Here is a 20,860-nt window from a genome sequence, read left to right on the forward strand (position 1 = left end):
GTTACTATGAATAGGAACAATATTATGAAGATAGAGTACAGTATTTTTTCAGCTGTAGTTTGGTGCACCTTCAATGAAAGTTTCTCGGGGTTCAATATAGCTCTGGGAGTGCTTCTGGGAAGGCTTTTTCTAAAGATCTCTGAGAGATTTCTGGAAGATCATGGAGTAGGTGAGGGAAATAACAAAAACTTTTCTCTGACCCTCTATATTCTGAGACTTATAGTGGATATCTATATGAATACATTCAGCCTTATCCTGCTTCTTATTAAGGGAAGGCTGGATCCCACTCTGGTTAAGGTAAGGACAAAGGGAAGGGGGAGTGTAGGCTCTCTAATAGCCAACTCCATAACCCTTACTCCCAAAACCTCCTGTGTTTACAAGGAGGGGGATATACTGACAATTCTCTGTGCCCATGAGATGGCCAGGGGGGAGATAGTGGACGGATTTGAGATAAGGACCCTGGAGGAGAAGGATCTTATTCCCAGCATGGAGTTCTTGAGGGGGGATGATCTATGATATCCGGTGAAGCAGTAGCTGTGATTATATTTATGATAGGCTGCTATACAATAATGGCCAGAAGAGATATTGTCAGAACCACTATAGGTACGGGGCTTATGACGGGGGGAGTGGTCCTCTACTTTCTTACCTCAGGGGAGGAGTATCTTCATCCCCCTATAGGTAAAGTAACAGGTGTCGTTGCAGACCCCCTTCCCCAGGCCCTTATGATAACCAATATTATCATAGGGGTGGCCTCCACTGCAGTGGCACTGGGAATCTTTATAAAGCTGTATCAGAAGTATGGAACAGCCAGGTGGGACACAATACATAAAAAGCATCTGGAGGAGGAGATATGAGACTATTAATATTGATTATACTGCCAATCTTAGGGGGACTTATAGCCTACCTGCTGCCAAATATCAGGGGAAAGGCCTCTACCATTGCCATTCAGAGTGTCTCTGTGGGAATAGCCCTCTATAACTTTATGGAAGTTTTAGGTGGAGGGAGCTACTCCCTTGTGTTGGGAAATTACAGCGAGGTAGCGGGAATAACCCTCACAGCAGATCTTCTGAGCTCGGTGATGATCCTTATTACAACCTTTATCTTTCTGCTGTGTATATTCTACTCCATGGGGAACAGGAAGCTGGAGAGCCACTTCTTCTTCCTCTACCTGGTACTTCAGTCGTGTATGACGGCTCTCTTTCTCACAAGGGATCTCTTCAATATCTTTGTAATAGTTGAGGTGTGTACCATAATAATCGCCATCCTCATAATGTATAAGAATGAAAGATCCCTCTATGACAGCTTAATCTACCTCATGAACAACACCGTAGCCATGATATTTTTCGTCTTTGGGATAGCTGTACTCTATAAGAATCTGCATACCCTTAACCTGTATCAGCTGGCAGTTAGGATGACCGAGGCCCAGCTTTCGGGGTCCTATGTGGCAGCCTATGCCCTCCTCCTTACGGGGATATGCTTTAAGTGTGCTTTGATGCCCATGTTTTCATGGCTTCCGAGAGCCCATGCTGCCAGCGGTGTTCCCACAGTGGTCTCGGCTATCCTGTCCAGCCTCTATATCAAGACGGGGATCTTTGTATTTATAAGGCTGAGGAGTATATTTCTTCCCCTCATAGATATAGATGGTTACCTTCTGTGGATAACCCTGGCTACCTCTCTCCTGGGAGTGATCCTGGCTGTGAAGCAGAATAATATTAAGCTGATCCTGGCTTACTCTACCATCTCCCAGATAGGTCTTATTATGTCGGGGATACTCTTAGGAGGATATGTAAGTGAGGCAGGTGCTCTCTACCACCTTATAAACCACATAATCTTTAAATCCACCCTCTTCCTCTGTGCCGGGATCTATATAAAGCACTATGGGCACAAGGATATTAGAAGGATGTCCGGGGCCTTCAGGAGCCTGCCCCTGGTATCCACCGCCTGTATATTTGCCCTTCTTGGGGTAACAGGTGCACCTTTCTTCAATGGGAGTGTGTCAAAGTACTTCATACAGTATGGGGCTAAGGGTACAGTGGCAGAGTATATTATCCTCCTTATAAATACGGGAACCATCGTCTACTTCTTCAGGTTCTTCAGGATGATGTGGGGGAAGAGAGAGGAATCCAAGTCTGTGGAGGCAGGATGTCCATTTAAGGGGGGAGCAGTTGCTATCCTGGGAACCCTCTCCTTGGTGGGAGGAATCTTTGCCCAGAGGATAATGGTGGTGGTCTTTGGATTTGATCACCCTATAGACCCAGGCCTCTATATCCAAAAGGCCCTCATCTACTTTGCTACCCTTCTCCTCTGCTGGATTTATTTCAGGTGGAGGGGGGATAGCGTAGGAAGGAGCAGTATCATATTCAGCAGAAGGTACTCCCCATCCTTTAACGGTATAAGTATGATGACCTGTATGTTTTTCATGGTCACCAGTGTGGCTATCCTTCTTGTAAACAGGGTTTAAGAGCTTAGTTTTAGTTATACTGTACAAAAAAATAAAAAAGTGTTGTATTTTCCCGGGAAAATACAACACTTTTTTTAATATCTGTAAACTATATTTTAACAAAGGTAGCGGATAGGTAGCTAGAGGAACCTATCCATATACCTCTGAAGAGCCTCTATATAGGTTGCGTGACTCCATGTGAGAGGGGAAACGGAAAGGGGAGCCCCTGTATAGGGGTTTACCTGCTCCGAGAGAACTCCGCTGGGAAGAGCCCTCTCCCCTACCCAGTGAAGAAGCTCCAGGGCCCTCCCCTGATCTCCTATTTCGATGTAGTAGATGGTCAGCCACAGGGTGGTTATAATCCACGGATTCCCTGGAATATCTGGAGAAGTCCGGTAGTAGGGATCATCTATATACCTGGCTACTCCCCCTATGGATGTATCTACCCAGAGAGCCCTCTCCACCCTCTCCATGGAGCTTCGTACCATGGGGTGGGAAGCCTTGAACATACCAAAGGCAAAGATGGAGTAGAGGCTGGCATCTATATTTCTGTCGGTGTAGGTAACCTTCCCCTCCTCTACTCTGACCATCCTGGCAAAGTATCCCTCCTCCAGATACATATGCTCTATAAAAGCCTCCTTCATCCTCTCAGCAGCCTCCCTGTACCTTTCTGACTGTTCTATCTCTCCAAAGGAGCTGGCCAGGTCTGAGGCCCCTATGAGGCCTCCGTATACAGATGCCACTGTAAAGGCATGGACTCCAAGCCTCTCCTCCCAGAGATCATAGCTCTCAAGGGGAAGGCCAGTAAACTTATCTGTGAAGCGGCACATAAAGTCAGCTCCATTCTTTACTATCTTCTTATAGAGGGGTTTGATAAACTCTATATCTCTGTACCTCTTAAAGTGCTCACAGAGGGTCCACACTGTAAGGGCAGTTTCATCCTCCTGGATGGGAAACTGCCTTCTTCCCTTGGCCACCCAGGGGTGCCACGAGCTACCCACATCTTCTGAGGGGGTATACTTGTGGGCAAGGAATCCCCTGATACAGATAACCCTTCCGGCAAAGTCATAGAAACGGCTGCTGAGAACTAAATATCCAGCCCTGTCCAGGGCATGGGCTACCAGAGCCCCGTCCCTTGGCCATATATAGCTGTAGGTATCCCTGTTGTACTGCATTACATCTGAATCGTTGGCAGCAATAATCCCTCCGTGGTTGTCTATCTGGGTCCTGAGGATGAGGAGGCTCTTGTTGTAGAGCCAGGCTAATTTTTCAGGAAGTTTATTTAGAGGTAAATCCTCCTTTGTGGACCATAGCTTCCAGTAGTTCTCAGTCCTCTTAAGGAGCTCCTGAGGTGTCTTATCCCTGATAATGGAATCCAGGGTATATACCTCCTCCCAGCTCTTCCCCACACATATATAGTAGAAGAACTCCCTCTCACCCCCTCCCTCTATATCCAGCTCTATACCTGTAACGGAATCCACACTTCCCTGCTCTATGGGATTGCACTCCAGTACCCCGTCCACAGCATCCATATAGGTTCCCTCGAGACCGTTCTTACCCTTGCTCCCTATGGCAAACCTCTCTACTCCATGCTGTCCCTCATAAACCATGTTTACAAGAAACCACCTGTCCCTCTTATAGTGGACTACAACCCTCTTGTCGGGTCTGTACATGGCAGTATCCCCTATCTCATTTCCCAGGATATCCAGATCCAGGGTAAGGAAGAGCCTTATATCGTGGTTAACCGAGGAGGTGTTTCTTACCCCTATCCTTTTTATAAGGATATTCTCATGGAAATCCACACAGTCGTTTATCTTGAGTTCTATTGGAACTCCTTCCCTTGAGAGGGATACATCTGTTACAAGGGATTCTGGAAGGTACTTCATATCCACACTCCACTTTTTATCCACCCAGTGAAAGGTCCCGTCTATCCATACACCCATCATAGAGGAGTTTCCATTGGTATGGTTCTCCTCCCCCACATAGGGGTAGTAGAGTTCCCTCATATGGTAGTTTTCATCAAAGGCCACAAGCATATTTCCATTCCCCACAGGGATATTTCTAGGCATGGTCATTCCCCCTTTAATAGATCTGTCTAAAAAACTTTACTGGTAGGAGGAGAAAAAACCTCTTTTCCTCTTCTTTAAGGAAGGGCAGGTACTACACTTAAAAAATTGTACAAATGAAAAAAAAGTAGTATATATTTAATTTAGCTATAAAAGTGAATATTAGTTTAATGAAAAAGACTGAAAAAAAGGGGGAAGGGTTATGAGAGTAAGAAGAAGACCAAGCTTTGGGCTGGCAATGATACCAATTGTATTTCTGATAGTGTCTCTATCCTGCGGGGTGCTCATCTACGGGGCTGATCCGCATATACCGCTTCTGGCAACAACAGTGGTTGCAGCAATTTTAGGTAAGTGTCTGGGGTACACCTGGGAGTATATGGAGAGGGGAATAATAGATACCATACTTCCGGCTATGCAGGCTATCCTTATACAGATGATAATAGGAGTTATTATAGGAACATGGATTCTCGGGGGAATAGTTCCCACAATGATCTACTACGGTCTTCAGATACTGTCACCTGGGATATTTCTCCCGGCCACAGCTCTCATCTGTGCAGTAGTGTCTCTGGCAACGGGAAGTGCATGGACAACAGCTGGAACGGTGGGGATAGCCCTCCTGGGAGTAGGACAGGGTCTGAATATAGATATGCCCCTGGTAGCCGGAGCTATAATCTCCGGGGCATACTTTGGGGATAAGATGTCTCCCCTTTCAGATTCCACCAATCTGGCACCGGCAGTGACAGGGGTTAAGCTCTTTGATCATATATCTCATATGATCAAGACAACCAGTGTGAGTTTTGTTATAGCACTTATTCTCTATAGTGTGATCGGGATGAGGTATGCAGGAAGAACACTGAATGTAGAGGGGATAGAGGCCCTTCTTACAGCTCTTCAGGGGCAGTTTACCATTACACCTATGCTCCTTCTGCCGCCCCTCCTGGTTATCCTCATGGTGTCCCTTAAGATGCCGGCTATACCGGGACTTCTGGGGGGAAGCATCCTGGGAGCTGTATTTGCAGTGATCTATCAGGGGGCGGGAATTGGAGAGATAATAGAGGCTGCTCACTATGGTTACCTCTCAGAGACAGGTTTTGGGGCTGTGGATAAACTTCTCACAAGGGGAGGTCTGGATTCCATGATGTTTACCGTGTCCCTCATCCTGGTTGCCATGAGTTTTGGAGGTATTGTAGAAAGGATATGTGTTCTTGAGGTTATAGGAGAGAGACTACTCAGGTTTGCCAAGAGTACAGGATCCCTTGTGGCTACCACAGCTGCTACCTGTATCTTCTGCAACTTCACCATGTCCGATCAGTATCTGGCAATTGTTGTACCAGGAAGGATGTTTAAGGAGAAGTATGAGGAGGAGGGCCTCCATCTGAAGAACCTCTCAAGGGTATTGGAGGACACTGGAACCCTGACCTCCTCCCTTGTTCCGTGGAGTACATGCGGGGCCTTTATGTATGCAACTCTGGCAGTTCATCCCTTTGCCTATCTGCCCTTTGCATTTTTAAACCTTATAAACCCCATTGTGTCGGTAATCTATGGGTACCTGGGAATAACCATGGAAAGAACAGATGGCAAGAAAGCTAAGGATGCAAAGCTTGTTTAATAAAAAGAGAGGTATCCCCAACGGGGACACCTCTCTTTTTATTATTAAAACATAGAAAACTCTATAGGGCTGCTTTAAGGATCTCTGTAACCACCTCAGGGGTAACATCTCCCCTCTCAGAGAGCTTTGTCATCCCGTGCTTAGTGAGGGATGACACAATAGCCTCTATATCCCTCTCTTCTAAGTTGTGATCGGATAACCTGGTCTTTATTCCTAAAGAGTGGAAGAACTCCTCGGTTCTCATGATAGCGGCATCTATCTTCTGATCTTCACTGCCATCCCTTATATTCCAAACTCTCTGAGCATACTGTACAAGTTTCTCCCTCTTCTGCTCCCTTCTAACCTTCCAGTTGGCAGGCTGAATCACAGCAAGGGTCTTGGCATGGTCGATACCATAGAGACCTGTGATCTCGTGTCCTATCATATGAGTAGCCCAGTCCTGGGGAACACCAGCTCCAATAAGACCGTTGAGGGCCATTGTAGCACACCATACAAGGTTTGCTCTTGCATCATAGTCTGTTGGATTGTCCAGGGTCTTCTTTCCTATCTCTATAAGAGTCTGAAGTATTCCCTCGGCAGTTCTATCCTGGAACCTGGCATCCACAGGGTAGGTGATATACTGCTCCACAGTGTGGATAAAGGTATCCACTATACCGTTGGCTACCTGGGTAGCTGGAAGGGTATATGTAAGCTCAGGGTCCAATATGGAGAAGACCGGGAAGTTAAATGGAGTAAATACAGTGAGCTTATCCTCCCCGTTACTGATTACAGCCCCGTTGTTCATCTCGGAACCTGTAGCTGGAAGGGTAACTACCGTCCCCAGGGGAAGGTTTTCCTCTCTGGTTGTGGGAACACCTTTAAAACCAAAAGCAAGGATCTTTTCCTCCTTACCTATAAACTCCCTTGTATTGGATGCCACTGCAATAAACTTAGTACCATCCATTACAGATCCCCCTCCCACAGCCAGAAGGAAGTCGACCTTCTTCTCTCTTACTACCTCTACAGCCTTCATAAGAGTTGCAAACTGAGGGTTTGGTTCTATTCCTCCAAACTCAAAGATTTCTCTTGCAGACTTGGCCAGCTCCTCCTTTACCCTGTCAAGGGTACCAAACCTCTTAACGCTTCCTCCCCCATAGGTGATCAGCACTCTGGCATCCTTGGGAACTACGCTGTCAAGCTTCCTCAGCTGATCCTTACCAAATAATATATTTGTGGGGTTATAAAAATTAAAGTTTAACATCTCTACCTCCTGAAATTTTAATTTAAATCTTTTACTTTCCTGTAGACTGAATTTGCGAATGCTCATCTAGCACTTATTGCAGCTCTCTGTATCGGAGCCCTTGATTATACAATTGCCCCTCTCCTCCTCATATATACGAACCTGCTTTAGGATATCTTCTTTCGTAAGAAGGAGTTCCTGGATCTTCTCATCTATTGTATCCACATGATCCAGAAGGATATTTTTTCTCTCCTCTATAGTATTGGTCCCCCCCTTCTTCAGCGAGATATAGTACTTTATCTCCTTTAGGGACATACCGGTATCCTTAAGGTTTAAGAAGAACTCGATCCACATGAGATCCTCCTGAGTATAAACCCTGTTTCCCTTTTCATCCCGGGCAATCTCTCTGATTACACCATTCTTCTCATAGTACCTCAACTTTGACTTGGTAATTCTAAAGTATTTAGCCACCTCATCTATATTCATCTCTTCACCTCGCTTTTAACTAATATAGTTATACACCTTAAACCATGGTTTAAGGCAAGGATTTTTTATTTTTTTCCACAATTACCGACAAAATCAATTGTTTTATAGGTAAAAGTTGATTAATATAGTATAAAATTTTGGTGGGATTGTTGTGTGGGTAATTGATTGAAGGAGAGTGTTATGAAGAATTGTCTGTTTGATATGGTTTGCTACCACTGTGAAAACCTCGACCTAGCAGAATGGGAGGATATTACTCTTTTCTGTAATATCTGTCATAAGAAGGAGGCCCAAAACAAAAGGTGTCTCAGAGCAGGGGTTGAGTGCAATGAGTGTGAGTACTTTGTTGATCCCTCCTACTTTGAGGAGTACAGGGAGGAGTGTCTGGAGAAGATAAGGAGAAAAATAAAGAAGGGGTAATTTATTCAGAGGGGAGAGGCCTTCTACTGCTACTATTAAGGGCAGTGGAGCCACTCCCCTTCCTTAGGTCAGGTGTAATGAATACAAAAAAAGTTTGATTTCTATATAACGCCTGTAATATAATATCTTTATTCCTTAGTAAAAAGGTAAACAAAGGAGGAGATATTGTGATTAAGATTGGAAATGAAATATCCCTGGAAAAGAGGATTAGAGAGATACATGAGAGACACAGAAGTCAGGTGGAGAAGCACATATGGAACTTCTACGACTATATGCCCTGGGAGAGGGGGGGAGATAGGGAGAAGAGGATAGCCCTTCCCCAGCCCCTTGTAACGGCTATAGAGACCTCTATGCTTACGGAGCTTAACCTTCCCTGGTACACCACATACCTTTCAGATATGTTCAGGGAGGGACTGAACCCCCTGCAGGAGTTTATACACGACTGGGTGAGCGAGGAGGAGCAGCACTCCACTGCCCTTGAAACCTATCTGGTTTTAAATGGAAGTGTGGAAAACAACAAGCTGGCAAGCCTTAAGAAGGAGATGCTGGTTTCAGGATGGGATTCAACCCTGGCTCATCCGGTAGCAGTTATGGCCTATACCTCCATACAGGAGCTGGCAACTGTGGTCTTCTACAGAAATATTGCAGTCACTGCCAGAGGTTACGACCCTACCCTGGAGAGACTTCTAATAAGGCTTGCCAACGATGAGTCCCTTCACTACGCCTTCTACAACCAGGCTATAGAGGCTCACCTGGAGCTGGATCCAGACCTCATAGTATATATTGCCCCAGTGATAAAATCCTTTAAGATGCCCGGGGCTGTATTGAAGGACTTCGATGAGAGGATGAAGATAATAGAGGGGGCAGGGTATGGAGCAGATGAGTATCTGGACCAGGTACTGGAAAAACTCCTTATAAGATGGAAGATAGCAGCTCTTACTCCCAGAACTAAGGAGGGGAGAGCTGCAAGGGAAGAGATCCTCACCTATGTAGCCAAGCTCAAGAGGATAAACGCGAGGATGAAAAGGAGAGGATAGCCTCAAGAGCTGCTGAAATAAACTTTTTCTGCCATATTTCTCTCCTAATAAAATTTCTGTAATAGTCAAATTAATTGAAAAGAAATGGAAACTTTCCTTGGTATAGTGTAGATAAGAAAGGAAGGATTGGAGGTAGAAGCTATGGAGAAGAGGTATAGATGTCCCTTTGAGGCTCTTACAGATGTCATAGGGGGGAAGTGGAAGATGCATATCCTGTGGAGGCTGAATATCCACGATTTTTTAGAGCTGGATGAGATCGAGGAGGCAAGCTTCTGTCCCTCCAGGGAGCTACTGGCAGAGCAGCTAAGGGAACTGGAGAGGGATGGCTTCATTCAGAGGATAAGCTATCCAGAGATACCCCCAAGGGTGGAGTACCACATTACCAGTGTGGGAAGAAGTCTGTGGCCTGTACTTTCAGCTATGCAGGAGTGGTCTATTGGCTATATGCAGGGGTTAGGCATGGAGGTAGAGGAGGAGGTCTTGGAGGAACTCAAGACCGTCAAGAGGGATCACAGGATACAGGAGCTGGGAGAGGGTTTTGTAGAGGAGAAGCTGCCCCTAGATGACTATTTTAAGAATACATTTGAAAATTCCGAGGAATAGGAATATACTCTTACTATAAAAAGTGTTTAAGGGGGAGTTAAGATGATTTTACACCTGGTATTCTTTAAATTCAAGGATGAGGATAAGGAAGCTAATATGAAAAAGATGAAGAGGGACCTTGAAGCTCTGGAGATGGATGAGATTTTAAAGCTGGAGGTCGGGGTAAACTACAACGAGAGTGAGAGAGCATGGGATCTTTCCCTTATTACTGAGTTTGAGGATCAGGCTGCTCTGGATGCATATCAAAACTATCCGCCTCACGTGGCAATAAAGGAGTTTGCAGCTAGGGTTTGTGCTGAATCAGCTGTAGTGGACTATGAGAAGTAGGAATAAGTAAATAGATGAATAAAGAAGGAGACCTTAGGGCCTCCTTCTTTTCCTTCCCATAATTCTTATTACAGCCAGTGCCAGGATCTCTGTGGGGTCTACCAGGGAGATGTCTCCTTTAAAGGTTCCGTTAAAGACTAATGGAAGCTCACTGCATCCCAGGATCACTGTGTCTATTCCCTTCTCCCTGAACCAAGCCAGGATCTCCTCTACCTCTCCCCTATGCTCCTCAGGCTTGTATCTTCCTCCCTTGACCCTGTATATAAGGTTATTGGTAACTTCCTTTATCTCCTCCGATGGCTGGACAACAGGGATATCGTATTTTTTGAATGCCTTCTCATAGAGCCTGGCATGGTATGTCCCCCTGGTGGCCAGAAGACCAACTCTCTCCCTTCCCATAACTGTTTTAGCTGTCTCCTCCACCATATTGAGGAACTCCACTTTTAAGTTTCCCTTGATCTCATCATAGAAGTAGTGAGCTGTATTACAAGGCATCACTATCACCTCAGCCCCCATCCTCTCAAGCTGCAGAGCTGTGTCCACTAGATCCTCCAGAGGACTTTCCCCACTACCGGTAAGGAATTCAGTCCTATCAGGGATTGTGCAACGACTTTCTGTAAGTGTATGGATGTGATCCCTGTCCGAGGCAGCCTCTGTATTAACAACTACCTTCCTCAAAAAATCAACGGTGGCCATAGGTCCCATTCCTCCCATAACTCCCAGTATATTCATAGCTTCCCTCCTTAAAAAGTCTATTTAGAGTTAATATACTGAATAAAGTAAAATTTCTTTTAATGGAATAATCTTCCTCAACAGCCTTATTCACCAAAAGAGAATAATATTCAATTTGTAGTTTTTGATAACAGATTTTTATATGGCAGAAGGAGAGGGGGTAGGATAAAAACTTATTTGAATATTTAAAAGGAAATAAAGTTAAGAGGTATATATACTTAATACCGTATTTAAATTATACAAAGTTTTTACATCGCGAGGGGGTGAATATGGAATCAGTAGCTGTTCATGTTGGATCGGGGAAGAACCTCAAGATAGCTGTTACAAAGCGAAAAGATTTCCTATATATTAAGGGGTACAGGTGTACACAGGGATGTTTGGATTGTCCTCTGCATGTTGTTGGGGAGGATCTTGAAAACCTAAACAGAAGCTGTAAGCATCTAAGTAAAAAGGATCTTCTCATGGAGTTGAAGCTGGCCTTCAATATCTCTGAAAAGATATCCTTTACCTAAAGACCCATACACCTATAGAGAAGCCATACCACTCAACCTTAAAGGGCTGAAGGGTATGGCTTTATTTTTTTATTGTGGGAGATAGAAATAAAATTTTATTTAAACCTCCTGGAGGGAGTGTGGTATAATTAACCTTCAGGAGGTAGGATATGAAAATTAATTATCAGAGTATTTTAGAGGAAGAACTGAAGAAGATAGAGAGGGAAGAAGGGGTTCCAAGCCTGCTCCTGCATTCATGCTGCGCCCCGTGCAGCTCCTATGTAATGGAGTATCTTTCCAACTACTTTAACATAACCATATATTTCTATAACCCAAACATAACATTTGAGGAGGAGTACAGAAAGAGGGCTGTAGAGCAGCAGGAGTTTATAGATAGAATGAACCCTAAGCACCCCATCAAGTATATAGAGGGAAGGTATGAAACTGAGGAGTTCTATAACAAGATAAAGGGGTATGAGAAGATCCGTGAGGGGGGGAAGAGGTGCTTCAGGTGCTATGAGCTCCGTCTAGAGGAAGCAGCTATAAAGGCAAAAGATCTGGGGTTTGACTACTTCTGCACGGCCCTTTCCATAAGCCCCATGAAGAATGCTAGAAAGATAAATGAGATAGGGGCAGATTTAGAGGAGAAGTATGGAGTAAAGTTTCTTCATAGTGACTTTAAGAAGAAGAATGGATATAAGAGGTCCACAGAGATCTCCAAGGAGCAGAACCTCTACAGACAGGATTACTGCGGGTGTGCCTTCTCCAAGGCAGAGAGGGAGGAGCACGCCAGAATGAAGGCCCAGGAGAGGGATAATGAGGAGATAAAATAGTTTTTAGAAAGCAGCCAGGCTCAGGTCGGCTGTTTTTATTTTGTCCATAAATGGACTGGAGGTGGCTCTTAAAAAGGAAGTCCCAGGGTATAGAGGTATAGTTTCTTAATATGGAGGTGGTTTTGTGTATAGATATTTACTGATACTGCTCCTGCTGTTTACAGCCTGTGATTCTGGGGAAAAGATAGGAGTGGCAGATAAGGGAATAAAAGATTTTAAGGTGGAAAGATATATGGGAGAGTGGCATGAGGTTGCCAGGATAGATAATAGATTTGAGAGGGGCCTTACCAGGGTCACAGCCAGATACTATAGAGACAGTGAGGGAAGGATAAGAGTTGTGAACAGGGGCTGGAATGCTGAAAAAAACAAGTGGAAGGAGGCTAGGGGCTGGATAAGGACTACAGAGGTTTCAGGAAGGCTGAGGGTATCCTTCTTCAGGCCCTTCTATTCAGATTACAGAGTTCTTCAGGTGGAAGAAGATTATCGTTACGCTCTGGTGGGAGGGAGCAGGAGGAACTACCTGTGGATCCTTTCCAGGGAGGAGGAGATTCCAGAGGACCTAGTGGAGGAGTATACAGAAAAAGCCAGGGAGTTGGGCTATGAAGTGGATAGATTGATCTTTTTTAATAAGTAATGGTTGAAAAGTTCTTTAAAAAATGATATACTCGTAAAGCTTATATTTTGAATTACAAAATAAATTGTTTTGTGGAAGGATTGATTATGAAGAATATTATCCAGTTAAATGAGGTGGATGTTTACTTTAAGGAGTATAAGGTCCTGTCGGATCTTACATTTAATATAGAGGAGGGAGACTATATTGGAATCATTGGCCCAAATGGTTCTGGAAAGACCACCCTTGTGAGGTCTATCCTGGGACTTGGAGGAGAGGTCAGGGGAGAGATTGTGGTAGGGGATAGAAGGAATATAGCCTATCTTCCCCAGCTTACAGGAAGTAAGAGTAAATTCTTTCCCGCTAAGGTAAGGGAGATTGTAGCTACAGGTCTCCTTAAGAATAAGAGCTTTCCTAAGTTTATGACAAGAAGGGACCATGAGAAGGTAGATGAGGTATTGAAGGAGCTGCAGATGTACGATAAGAGGGACAGCCTAATTGGGGAGCTCAGCGGTGGTCAGAAGCAGAGGGTGCTCTTGGCAAGAGCCATAGTTTCAGAACCTAAGATACTTATCTTAGATGAACCTACAAGTGCACTGGATCCCAAGCTCAGGGATAAGCTCTACAAGCTTATCTCGGAGTTAAACAGAAATAAGGGTCTTACAGTGCTCTTTATATCTCATGATGTAGGAACCATAGAAAAATATGTGGATAAGGTTATGTATCTGGACAAGAAACTTGTGTTCTACGGAACTCCTCTGGAGTTTGAAAGATCCGAGGAGATAAAAAAATATACTGGAAGCTTGAAGCACTAAGGAGGAGAAGGAAATGGAGATTATACTAGAAGCACTATCATACAACTTTATACAGAGGGCTCTCTTGGGAGGGGTCCTCATATCTGTAACCTGTTCCTTTCTTGGGGTCTTTCTGGTTCTGAGAAACTATTCCCTCATAGGAGACGGGCTGGCTCATATTAACTTTGCCACTATAGCCATCGCACTCCTTCTTGGTTTTTCACCCCTGATGTTTTCCATCCCCCTCACAGTGGGAGCCTCCTTTATGATCTATAAGTTGAACTCCTCTAAGAAGCTTGAGGGGGACACGGCTATAGCTCTGGTATCATCCTTTTCTGTGGCTCTGGGGGTCATAATAAGCAGCCTGGCCAACGGTTTTAATATAGATCTCTTCTCCTACCTTTTTGGGAGTATCCTTCTTATTACCACCAGCGAGCTCTATATCTCAGTGGGAGTGTGTGTGACCCTTATTGTAATAATGGTGTTTTTCTATAACGATCTTCTCTCACTGACCTATGATGAGGATTTTTCAAAAGTTATGGGGATCAAGGCGGCTTTTTTAAACAACCTTACCCTTATAATAACAGCTGTGGCAATAAGTATCGGAATAAGGCTTGTGGGGACTATGCTAATATCAAGCCTCATAGTCTTTCCCAGTGCCACATCTATACACCTTGCCCGTAGCTTCAAGGGGATGATCTTCTACTCCCTTGCTGTGGGGGTAATCTCCATAGTGAGCGGGATAATCATATCCTATGCAATAGACATTCCCAGCGGAGCTACTATAGTGGTCATAAACTCCATATTATTTGCAGGAAGCTTCCTGATAAAGAGAAGATAAAGAGCCGGTTTAAACGGCTCTTTTTTATTTTTGAGGAAAGTTATGAAGTGTTAAAAAATTGCGTGAAGCAATTATTATTCGATCTGATGTCAGGGTGTGACGTTACGTCACCTTTATTATTAAAATAACACTTAGAGTATAAATTAATTCCACAATAAACCTCCTTATATCAGGATTAAAAGGGATAGATTGTCATTCTCTATTTTATTAAAAAACAATAATTTGACACCGATCACTTTTTAATATATATGGTATCTTATGAAAAGAGAACTCATTAATGAAAACAAATTTACAGATAAAGGAGAGGAATATGGAAGTGAAGGTTTACGAGGATGAAAGGAAGCGGCAATTGGAAGGAAATTTAAGTGGTGTGGGAGTGGTGTGGATATTTTCTGTGATATTTTTTATACCGTTTTTTTTATGGATTTTTATGGTCTTTCCAGCTTCATTTATTAAATTAGCTACAGGATCAGCTATATATGATAATATTTATTTTGAATGGGCTGTCACTAACTTAGGGAGTATCCTGATTTTGCTCTACTTTGTCAGAGCCTTCAGGCTGGATGGAGTGGATATAGGGGCAATAATGGGAAAGAGGAAGATACCTATTAAAGAGATATTATTTTACGGCATATTATTTGTTATAGTTGAGGTATCAATTTTTATTGTTGCAGATTACTTTAGTCTGACAGCCCCCTATGATTACTATGAGCTTGATGACAAGCCCTTTAGATATATTCTTCTATTTTCGGCTAGCTCTATCCTCTTAACTCCCATCTATGAGGAGTTTATAATGAGGGGGGTATTATTTAATAAGCTGTCTGAAAGATTAAGTCTGAAAAGATCTGTTATTATTATAGGTGTGTTATTTGCTTTCCTCCACGGCTTCACTAAGGGGATGGTCTTTATTATCTCCGGATCGGCGTTTTACTATGCCTATATATATCACAAGACAAAATCTCTCTATGCATCTATCTTTTTTCACCTTGTAGGCAACTTCATAGCTTTTACAGGAGATCCAATAAACTACCTATATTTCCCCAATTTGAATTTAGATGCTCCCACTAGAAGTGATATGCTTGCTGCTCTTGTAGTATTATTCATATGTTCACCTATTATATATAGATTGTTTAAAACTATATGGAGAGATCTCGATGGTAAAGGTGAAAGCGTCTATATGTACAATATGAGGGAATTGCATGGGGATGAGAAGGCAAGGTCTATTGGGGAAAGCTAGTCAAAACATCAATTTTATAGTAGAATAGAGGCTAGTTCAACAGAATAGGAGAAGTAATATGTGGAATAATAAGAGGTTTCATTCACTGAACTATGCCCTTAAGAAGGAGTTTGGTGAGAAGATATATAAGGTGTCTTTAGACGGGGGATTTACCTGTCCCAACAGAGACGGCAAGGTAGGGAGAAGGGGATGCATATTCTGCAGTGACAGCGGAAGCGGCGAGTTTGCAGGGAGCAGGAGGAAGAGTATAACCGAGCAGATAGAGGACCAGCTGGAGCTCATCTCCAAGAAGTTTCCAGAAGGGAAAGTCATAGCTTACTTTCAGAACTTTACCAATACTTACGGTGAAGTGGAGTACCTTGAAGGAATCTATAGGGAGGCCCTCTCCCATCCCAGGGTAGCAGGTCTGGCAATTGCCACAAGACCAGATGCCCTGCCAGAAGATGTGATGGAGCTCTTAGACAGGTTAAATAGGGAGCATTTTATCTGGATAGAGCTGGGGCTACAGACTATGCACGACAAGACAGCAGAGTTTATAAACAGAGGATACAACCTCCAGGTCTTTGATACCTCAGCGAGAACCCTTATAGAAAAGGGGATCAGAGTGGTAGTTCATATGATAGTGGGACTTCCCCATGAAAGTAGGGAAGATATCCTGGAAACTGTTAACTATATAAATGAGTTAGAGGTATGGGGAGTGAAGATCCACCTGCTCCACGTAATTAGGGATACAGCCCTTCATCGGATCTATATGAGGGAGGGGTTTCCTCTTATGGAGGAGGGAGAGTATATCCAACTTGTTTGCGATATAATAGGGAGGTTGAATCCCAAGATAGTTATCCACAGGCTTACTGGAGATGGCTCTAAGGACACCCTCGTGGGTCCTGTGTGGAGCCTCAATAAGAGGAGGGTCCTGAACACAATAGATAAGACCCTCAAGGAGAGAGAGATTCTTCAGGGGTATGAAAAATAATTTCTCTAAAAATCTATTTATAAGAAATAAAAAAACAAATACCCTTGAAAAGTAGCTCTATATCTCCTATACTATTAGTAGGAGGGGATAGGATGAGTAGTATAGTAAAGCTAAAAGAGATGAAGGAAAAACTTACAAAGAGTGAAAAAAAACTTGCTGAATATATATTGGAAAACCTCAATGAGGTCAAGGAGATCAATACCTATGAGTTAGCTGAGAGAAGTGGCACCAGCCAGGCAACTATAATAAGGTTTGCTAAGAAGCTGGGTTACTCAGGGTTTCCGGCCTTTAAGATAGCCCTCAGTGAGGATCTGGGGAAGAGATCCCATAAGAGGAGGGAGGGGCTTATCCACAATGAGATAAGTATAGATGACACCTATGGGGATATAGCCAAGAAGGTTGTCTTTGAAAATACAGCAGCCATAAAGGACACATTTAGCATCTTAGATGAGGGGAAGATAGAGGAAGCTGTGGAGCTTCTAGACAATGCAGGAAAAATACTTATACTGGGAGCGGGCTTTTCCGGTCTTGTGGGAAGAGATTTTCACTATAAACTTATGGAGATCGGAAAGATTACCTTCTATGATTCAGATACCCATGTACAGATGACCAATATATCTGTTATGACCGAGGATGATGTAATCTTTGTTATCTCCCATAAGGGAAACTCTTCGGACATCTATAATGTAGTAAAGATGGCTAAAAGCAGGGGGATTAAGGTTATCTCCCTCACAAGACTAGCAGATAATCCCATAAGCAGTCTGGCTGATGTGAGATTGCACACTGTGGCTGAAGATGTAGCCTTCAGATCTACAGCCATCTCATCGAGGATTGCTCAGCTATCCATTATAGATGTGCTCTACATTGGACTGGTAAGAAGAAACTATACCGAGGCAAAGAAGTATCTGGACAGCTCCAGGGAGCTTGTACAGCCATTGAAGATAAAGTAGAAAAAGACAGCTTGTGCTGTCTTTTTTGTTTAGATGATGAACTCCTGGACCTTCACATTTAAGGAATTGTTAAGCAGCAGTTAATCTTTATAAAGTAATAAAAATTAGTATTATTCTGGGGGTGATTACCATTAAGATAAGTTTTGTTTTCATAGCTTTTTTATTGATTTTTTTCAGCGTCAATCCTAGTTTTGCTGGGGCTCAGGATAAAGGAGAAATAGTTAAAGCAGAGATAATAGTAGAAGCTGAGATTATTAGCACCTTTAAAACAGAGAGGAAGGAGATTTCTAGAACTAAGGAGAGTAAGCAGGTAGATAAAGAAATGAATGCTACAGTTCTAGAGAGAATAGACGAGGAAAGTAATATTCGCACCTTTATATTTGAGTAAAAAGCTTCTCTTTTTAAGAGAGGTTTTTTATTTTAGTGAAAGGTTTAATCGAAATAAGAGGATGAGGAAAAAGATGTAGTGTCGAAGAGAATTATTTTTTAAAAAAAAAAGAGTTCCCAAGCTGTAGCTTGGGAACTCTATAATAATTTTATTTCTTTTTTCTGTCTATGGAGTTTACAACCATCTTAAGGCTGTGGACAATGATCGAATTGGCATTTTGTATTCTTATCTTCTTTAGGAAATCCATAGATTTAGGATAAGTGGCAAATAGGTCCTTTAAGAACTCCTCCTCTATATTCATCATCCCGGCAAAATCAAGGGTAACAATCCTATTTTCCCTCATGGCTTTAAGCAGCTTCTCCTGAATCTGACTTAAAGATCTTTCCTCTTCCATTACTATTACCATACCCACCCCTCCCGACTTAAATAAAAGTTGAAGTTATTAAAAAACTATTTTAATACATATTTTAAATGAACTGATTACATATCATAACATTTTTCCGGAAAAAAATCAATATCGCATTTGTATTGAAAACAAACACCTGTAACTCTATCAATCAAAGAGCCTTCTGAAGAAGCCTTTGGTACCGTCGCTAACCCCTCTAAAGAACTTTTTAATCTCTCCCTCAGGGACCTGATCCTTCTTGAAGAGGACTTCTCTTCTATAGGTTTTAGGAGGTCTTCCCACCTCTCCAGTACGAAGATCTATGTTTCTTTTTACAAGCTCTCCATTTCTCTTATTATCATCTATAAACTCAAATTCCGAAGGATCATAGATTCCCTTATCTATAAGGGACATGTAGAAGTTTTTCCATAGGGGAGCTGCAACTCTACCTCCAGTTGATCCATTTGGCATAGAGGAGTTGTCGTCATATCCCATATAGATAACGGTTACGTAGTCTGGAGTGAAGCCAGCATACCAGGCTGCTCTGAAATCGTTGGATGTTCCGGTTTTACCTCCCTGTTCCAGAGCAGAACCAAACCTCGTTGTTACCTTAGCTGCCCTACCAGAACCGTTTTTTACCACATCCTGGAGCATATAAGTTGTAAGAGCTGTATTTACCGGATCGAAGATCCAGCTTCCTTCTTCAGTCTCTCTTCTGTAAAGGACATTTCCGTGGTCATCCTCTATTTTTGTAATGAGAACAGGCTCGTGAGCATAACCTCCATTGGCAAAGGGAAGGTAGGAAGTTGCCAGATCAAGGGGAGATGCACTCATAGATCCAAGGGCCGATGTGAGGTTATCCTCCATTGTTATACCAGCTCCTGTAGCCTGAAAGTTTCCCTTAACACTTTCTAGTCCCACTTCCTTTAAAAGCTTTACAGCTACTGTGTTTACAGATTTTTCCAGAGATTCCAGAAGAGTTATCTTACCGTATTCCTTCCTCCCGTAGTTTCTGGGAGTCCACTTCCCGTAGGAAACTGTAGAGGCATCTACAACCTGGTTCATTGTATATCCCTTCTCCATGGCTGTATAGTAAACAAAGGGCTTGAAGGTAGACCCGATCTGCTTCTTGGTATTTACTGCTCTGTTAAAGTTTCCTGCACTGTAGTTCTTTCCACCGATGATACTCCTTACCTCACCAGTGTGAGCATCTAATGTCACCATGGCTCCCTGGAGCTTAGCATCCTTTCTCAGGTAGGAGTAGGAGTTAAACTCCTCACGGGCAGTTTTCTGCATCTCTGTATCCAGGGTGGTATATACCTTTAGCCCTCCCCTTGCTACTATATCCACAGCCACAAGGTCGGTAAGTTTATCCTCTACTATATCTGTAAAATCAGGAGCCTTGGCGCTCTCCCTCTTCCTTCTCCCGTCCTTCACTATGACAGAGACATTCTTCCTTCTACGATATCCCCTTGGAAGGTCCTGCTCCTTTAGAAATTTATGCTGGAGAGCCAGGTTGTACTGAGCTTCATCGATGATTCCCTGATTATACATAAGCTTCAGTATAAGGTGGGCTCTCTTCAGGGCATTGTCCAGATTAGTTCTGGGATTATATGTGCTTGGTCTGTTGGGAATACCTGCAAGCATGGCTGCCTCTGGGAGATTTATCTCAGACACATCCTTGTTAAAGATATCTCTCGCAGCTTCCCTTACACCGTAGGATCCCGAGCCAAAGTAGATCTCGTTGAGGTACTTTTCCAGGATCTCCTTCTTGGTGTAGACTCTCTCTATCTCAAGGGTAATAATAAGCTCCTTAAACTTTCTTGTGATGGTTCTCTCATTGCTAAGGAAGGCGTTCTTTGAAAGCTGCTGGGAGATTGTACTTCCTCCCTGGGACACCCTTCCCTTGGAAAGATTAACCAGTACGGCTTTACCAAGTCTCCTCACATCTATTCCAAAGTGGGAGTAAAACCTCCTGTCCTCCACAGCTATAAAGGCATTTTGCAGGTCCTCTGGGATCTCACTGATATCGGCGTTCTCCCCCTTCTGTCTGGAGATATACTCGATTATATTTTCATCCCTGTCAAGAACTGTAATGGGTTCTGTGAGGGTATAGGAATTTATCGAATCCTTAACACTTATGTAGGTTGCAATGGATACTCCTCCCATGGTTATACATCCTGCTGCAAGGAGGATGAGAAGCTTTCTTTTTTGTCTCTTTATTGTCTCAATAACTCTTTTCATATTTAATCTTCACCTATATCGTATTTTTTATAATTATCTCATATAAATGTGATGTTTATATGAGGAGGGCGAAGTATCGAAAATTGAATACCTCAACAAAATGTGTGGGAAATCTTGACAGAAGTTTATTTTAAAAGTATACCATTACCATATTAACGTAAAAAGCAGAGGGATGTCT

At 43.1% G+C, this 20,860-nt stretch carries 22 protein-coding genes; 16 read left to right on the forward strand and 6 right to left on the reverse strand.

The window, feature by feature from the left end:
• Positions 1-6 precede the first annotated feature (6 nt).
• Genes QMG11_RS01575 through QMG11_RS01585 form a run of 3 tightly spaced genes read left to right on the forward strand, consistent with a single transcriptional unit; the run spans position 7 to position 2,461 of the window.
• Positions 7-516 carry a Na+/H+ antiporter subunit E gene (locus QMG11_RS01575; RefSeq protein ID WP_281832833.1) on the forward strand — a complete coding sequence of 170 codons (510 nt, stop codon included), beginning with the start codon at positions 7-9 and terminating at the stop codon, positions 514-516.
• Positions 513-854 carry a sodium:proton antiporter gene (locus QMG11_RS01580; RefSeq protein WP_281832835.1) on the forward strand — a complete coding sequence of 114 codons (342 nt, stop codon included), beginning with the start codon at positions 513-515 and terminating at the stop codon, positions 852-854. Before QMG11_RS01575 ends, QMG11_RS01580 begins: the two co-directional genes overlap by 4 nt.
• A complete protein-coding gene (locus QMG11_RS01585) occupies positions 851-2,461 on the forward strand; it encodes a complex I subunit 5 family protein (RefSeq protein WP_281832837.1) in 1,611 nt (536 codons plus the stop codon). Before QMG11_RS01580 ends, QMG11_RS01585 begins: the two co-directional genes overlap by 4 nt.
• A gap of 119 nt (positions 2,462-2,580) precedes the next feature.
• On the opposite strand, the gene QMG11_RS01590 is transcribed toward QMG11_RS01585, so the two are convergent.
• Positions 2,581-4,509: a glycoside hydrolase family 15 protein gene (locus tag QMG11_RS01590; protein ID WP_281832840.1), complete on the reverse strand. Its 1,929-nt coding sequence runs from the start codon at positions 4,507-4,509 to the stop codon at positions 2,581-2,583.
• Positions 4,510-4,708: 199 nt separating this feature from the next.
• Here QMG11_RS01590 and nhaC point away from each other — a divergent pair, with 199 nt between their 5' ends.
• On the forward strand, positions 4,709-6,115 hold the full coding sequence (gene nhaC / locus QMG11_RS01595; RefSeq protein WP_281832843.1) for a Na+/H+ antiporter NhaC: 1,407 nt from the start codon (positions 4,709-4,711) through the stop codon (positions 6,113-6,115).
• 61 nt (positions 6,116-6,176) lie between these two features.
• On the opposite strand, the gene QMG11_RS01600 is transcribed toward nhaC, so the two are convergent.
• Together QMG11_RS01600 and QMG11_RS01605 are read right to left on the reverse strand one after the other, a co-directional pair.
• The gene (locus tag QMG11_RS01600) at positions 6,177-7,355 is read right to left on the reverse strand and encodes an iron-containing alcohol dehydrogenase (protein WP_281832846.1); all 1,179 of its coding nucleotides are present in this window, start codon (positions 7,353-7,355) and stop codon (positions 6,177-6,179) included.
• 66 nt (positions 7,356-7,421) lie between these two features.
• Complete coding sequence (locus tag QMG11_RS01605; protein WP_281832849.1) at positions 7,422-7,820, reverse strand: MerR family transcriptional regulator; 399 nt, start codon at positions 7,818-7,820, stop codon at positions 7,422-7,424.
• Positions 7,821-8,000: 180 nt separating this feature from the next.
• Here QMG11_RS01605 and QMG11_RS01610 point away from each other — a divergent pair, with 180 nt between their 5' ends.
• From QMG11_RS01610 to QMG11_RS01625, 4 genes are all read left to right on the forward strand, one after another.
• Positions 8,001-8,237 carry a hypothetical protein gene (locus QMG11_RS01610; RefSeq protein WP_281832851.1) on the forward strand — a complete coding sequence of 79 codons (237 nt, stop codon included), beginning with the start codon at positions 8,001-8,003 and terminating at the stop codon, positions 8,235-8,237.
• Between the two features lie 167 nt (positions 8,238-8,404).
• The gene (locus QMG11_RS01615) at positions 8,405-9,274 is read left to right on the forward strand and encodes an acyl-ACP desaturase (RefSeq protein ID WP_281832854.1); all 870 of its coding nucleotides are present in this window, start codon (positions 8,405-8,407) and stop codon (positions 9,272-9,274) included.
• A 141-nt stretch (positions 9,275-9,415) separates the two neighbouring features.
• Positions 9,416-9,877, forward strand: a complete 462-nt coding sequence (locus QMG11_RS01620) for a winged helix-turn-helix transcriptional regulator (RefSeq protein ID WP_281832856.1) — start codon at positions 9,416-9,418, stop codon at positions 9,875-9,877.
• 42 nt (positions 9,878-9,919) lie between these two features.
• Positions 9,920-10,204: a Dabb family protein gene (locus QMG11_RS01625; protein WP_281832857.1), complete on the forward strand. Its 285-nt coding sequence runs from the start codon at positions 9,920-9,922 to the stop codon at positions 10,202-10,204.
• 33 nt (positions 10,205-10,237) lie between these two features.
• Here QMG11_RS01625 and cuyB read toward each other — a convergent pair whose 3' ends face one another.
• Positions 10,238-10,936 carry a cysteate racemase gene (cuyB, locus tag QMG11_RS01630; RefSeq protein WP_281832859.1) on the reverse strand — a complete coding sequence of 233 codons (699 nt, stop codon included), beginning with the start codon at positions 10,934-10,936 and terminating at the stop codon, positions 10,238-10,240.
• Positions 10,937-11,205: 269 nt separating this feature from the next.
• Between cuyB and QMG11_RS01635 the strand changes: the two genes are divergently transcribed.
• The 8 genes from QMG11_RS01635 (at position 11,206) to QMG11_RS01670 (ending at position 17,665) form a co-directional block, all read left to right on the forward strand.
• Positions 11,206-11,448: a hypothetical protein gene (locus QMG11_RS01635; RefSeq protein ID WP_281832862.1), complete on the forward strand. Its 243-nt coding sequence runs from the start codon at positions 11,206-11,208 to the stop codon at positions 11,446-11,448.
• Between the two features lie 149 nt (positions 11,449-11,597).
• Entirely contained in the window at positions 11,598-12,260 is a 663-nt protein-coding gene (locus QMG11_RS01640; protein ID WP_281832864.1) for an epoxyqueuosine reductase QueH, read from the forward strand.
• A 124-nt stretch (positions 12,261-12,384) separates the two neighbouring features.
• Positions 12,385-12,894: a lipocalin family protein gene (locus tag QMG11_RS01645; protein WP_281832867.1), complete on the forward strand. Its 510-nt coding sequence runs from the start codon at positions 12,385-12,387 to the stop codon at positions 12,892-12,894.
• An 86-nt stretch (positions 12,895-12,980) separates the two neighbouring features.
• Complete coding sequence (locus QMG11_RS01650) at positions 12,981-13,685, forward strand: metal ABC transporter ATP-binding protein (protein WP_281832868.1); 705 nt, start codon at positions 12,981-12,983, stop codon at positions 13,683-13,685.
• Between the two features lie 13 nt (positions 13,686-13,698).
• The gene (locus tag QMG11_RS01655) at positions 13,699-14,505 is read left to right on the forward strand and encodes a metal ABC transporter permease (RefSeq protein ID WP_281832869.1); all 807 of its coding nucleotides are present in this window, start codon (positions 13,699-13,701) and stop codon (positions 14,503-14,505) included.
• 310 nt (positions 14,506-14,815) lie between these two features.
• Positions 14,816-15,742, forward strand: a complete 927-nt coding sequence (locus tag QMG11_RS01660) for a CPBP family intramembrane glutamic endopeptidase (RefSeq protein ID WP_281832871.1) — start codon at positions 14,816-14,818, stop codon at positions 15,740-15,742.
• A 58-nt stretch (positions 15,743-15,800) separates the two neighbouring features.
• Positions 15,801-16,715, forward strand: coding sequence for a tRNA modification radical SAM protein MnmL/YtqA (gene mnmL / locus QMG11_RS01665; RefSeq protein WP_281832874.1), 915 nt, complete (start codon positions 15,801-15,803; stop codon positions 16,713-16,715).
• A 92-nt stretch (positions 16,716-16,807) separates the two neighbouring features.
• Positions 16,808-17,665 carry a MurR/RpiR family transcriptional regulator gene (locus QMG11_RS01670; protein ID WP_281832876.1) on the forward strand — a complete coding sequence of 286 codons (858 nt, stop codon included), beginning with the start codon at positions 16,808-16,810 and terminating at the stop codon, positions 17,663-17,665.
• Between the two features lie 536 nt (positions 17,666-18,201).
• On the opposite strand, the gene QMG11_RS01675 is transcribed toward QMG11_RS01670, so the two are convergent.
• Together QMG11_RS01675 and QMG11_RS01680 are read right to left on the reverse strand one after the other, a co-directional pair.
• Entirely contained in the window at positions 18,202-18,459 is a 258-nt protein-coding gene (locus QMG11_RS01675) for an STAS-like domain-containing protein (protein WP_281832878.1), read from the reverse strand.
• A gap of 147 nt (positions 18,460-18,606) precedes the next feature.
• On the reverse strand, positions 18,607-20,682 hold the full coding sequence (locus tag QMG11_RS01680; RefSeq protein ID WP_281832880.1) for a transglycosylase domain-containing protein: 2,076 nt from the start codon (positions 20,680-20,682) through the stop codon (positions 18,607-18,609).
• Positions 20,683-20,860 lie beyond the last annotated feature (178 nt).

The sequence above is a fragment of the Propionigenium maris DSM 9537 genome, assembly GCF_027925155.1.
Classification (GTDB): domain Bacteria; phylum Fusobacteriota; class Fusobacteriia; order Fusobacteriales; family Fusobacteriaceae; genus Propionigenium; species Propionigenium maris.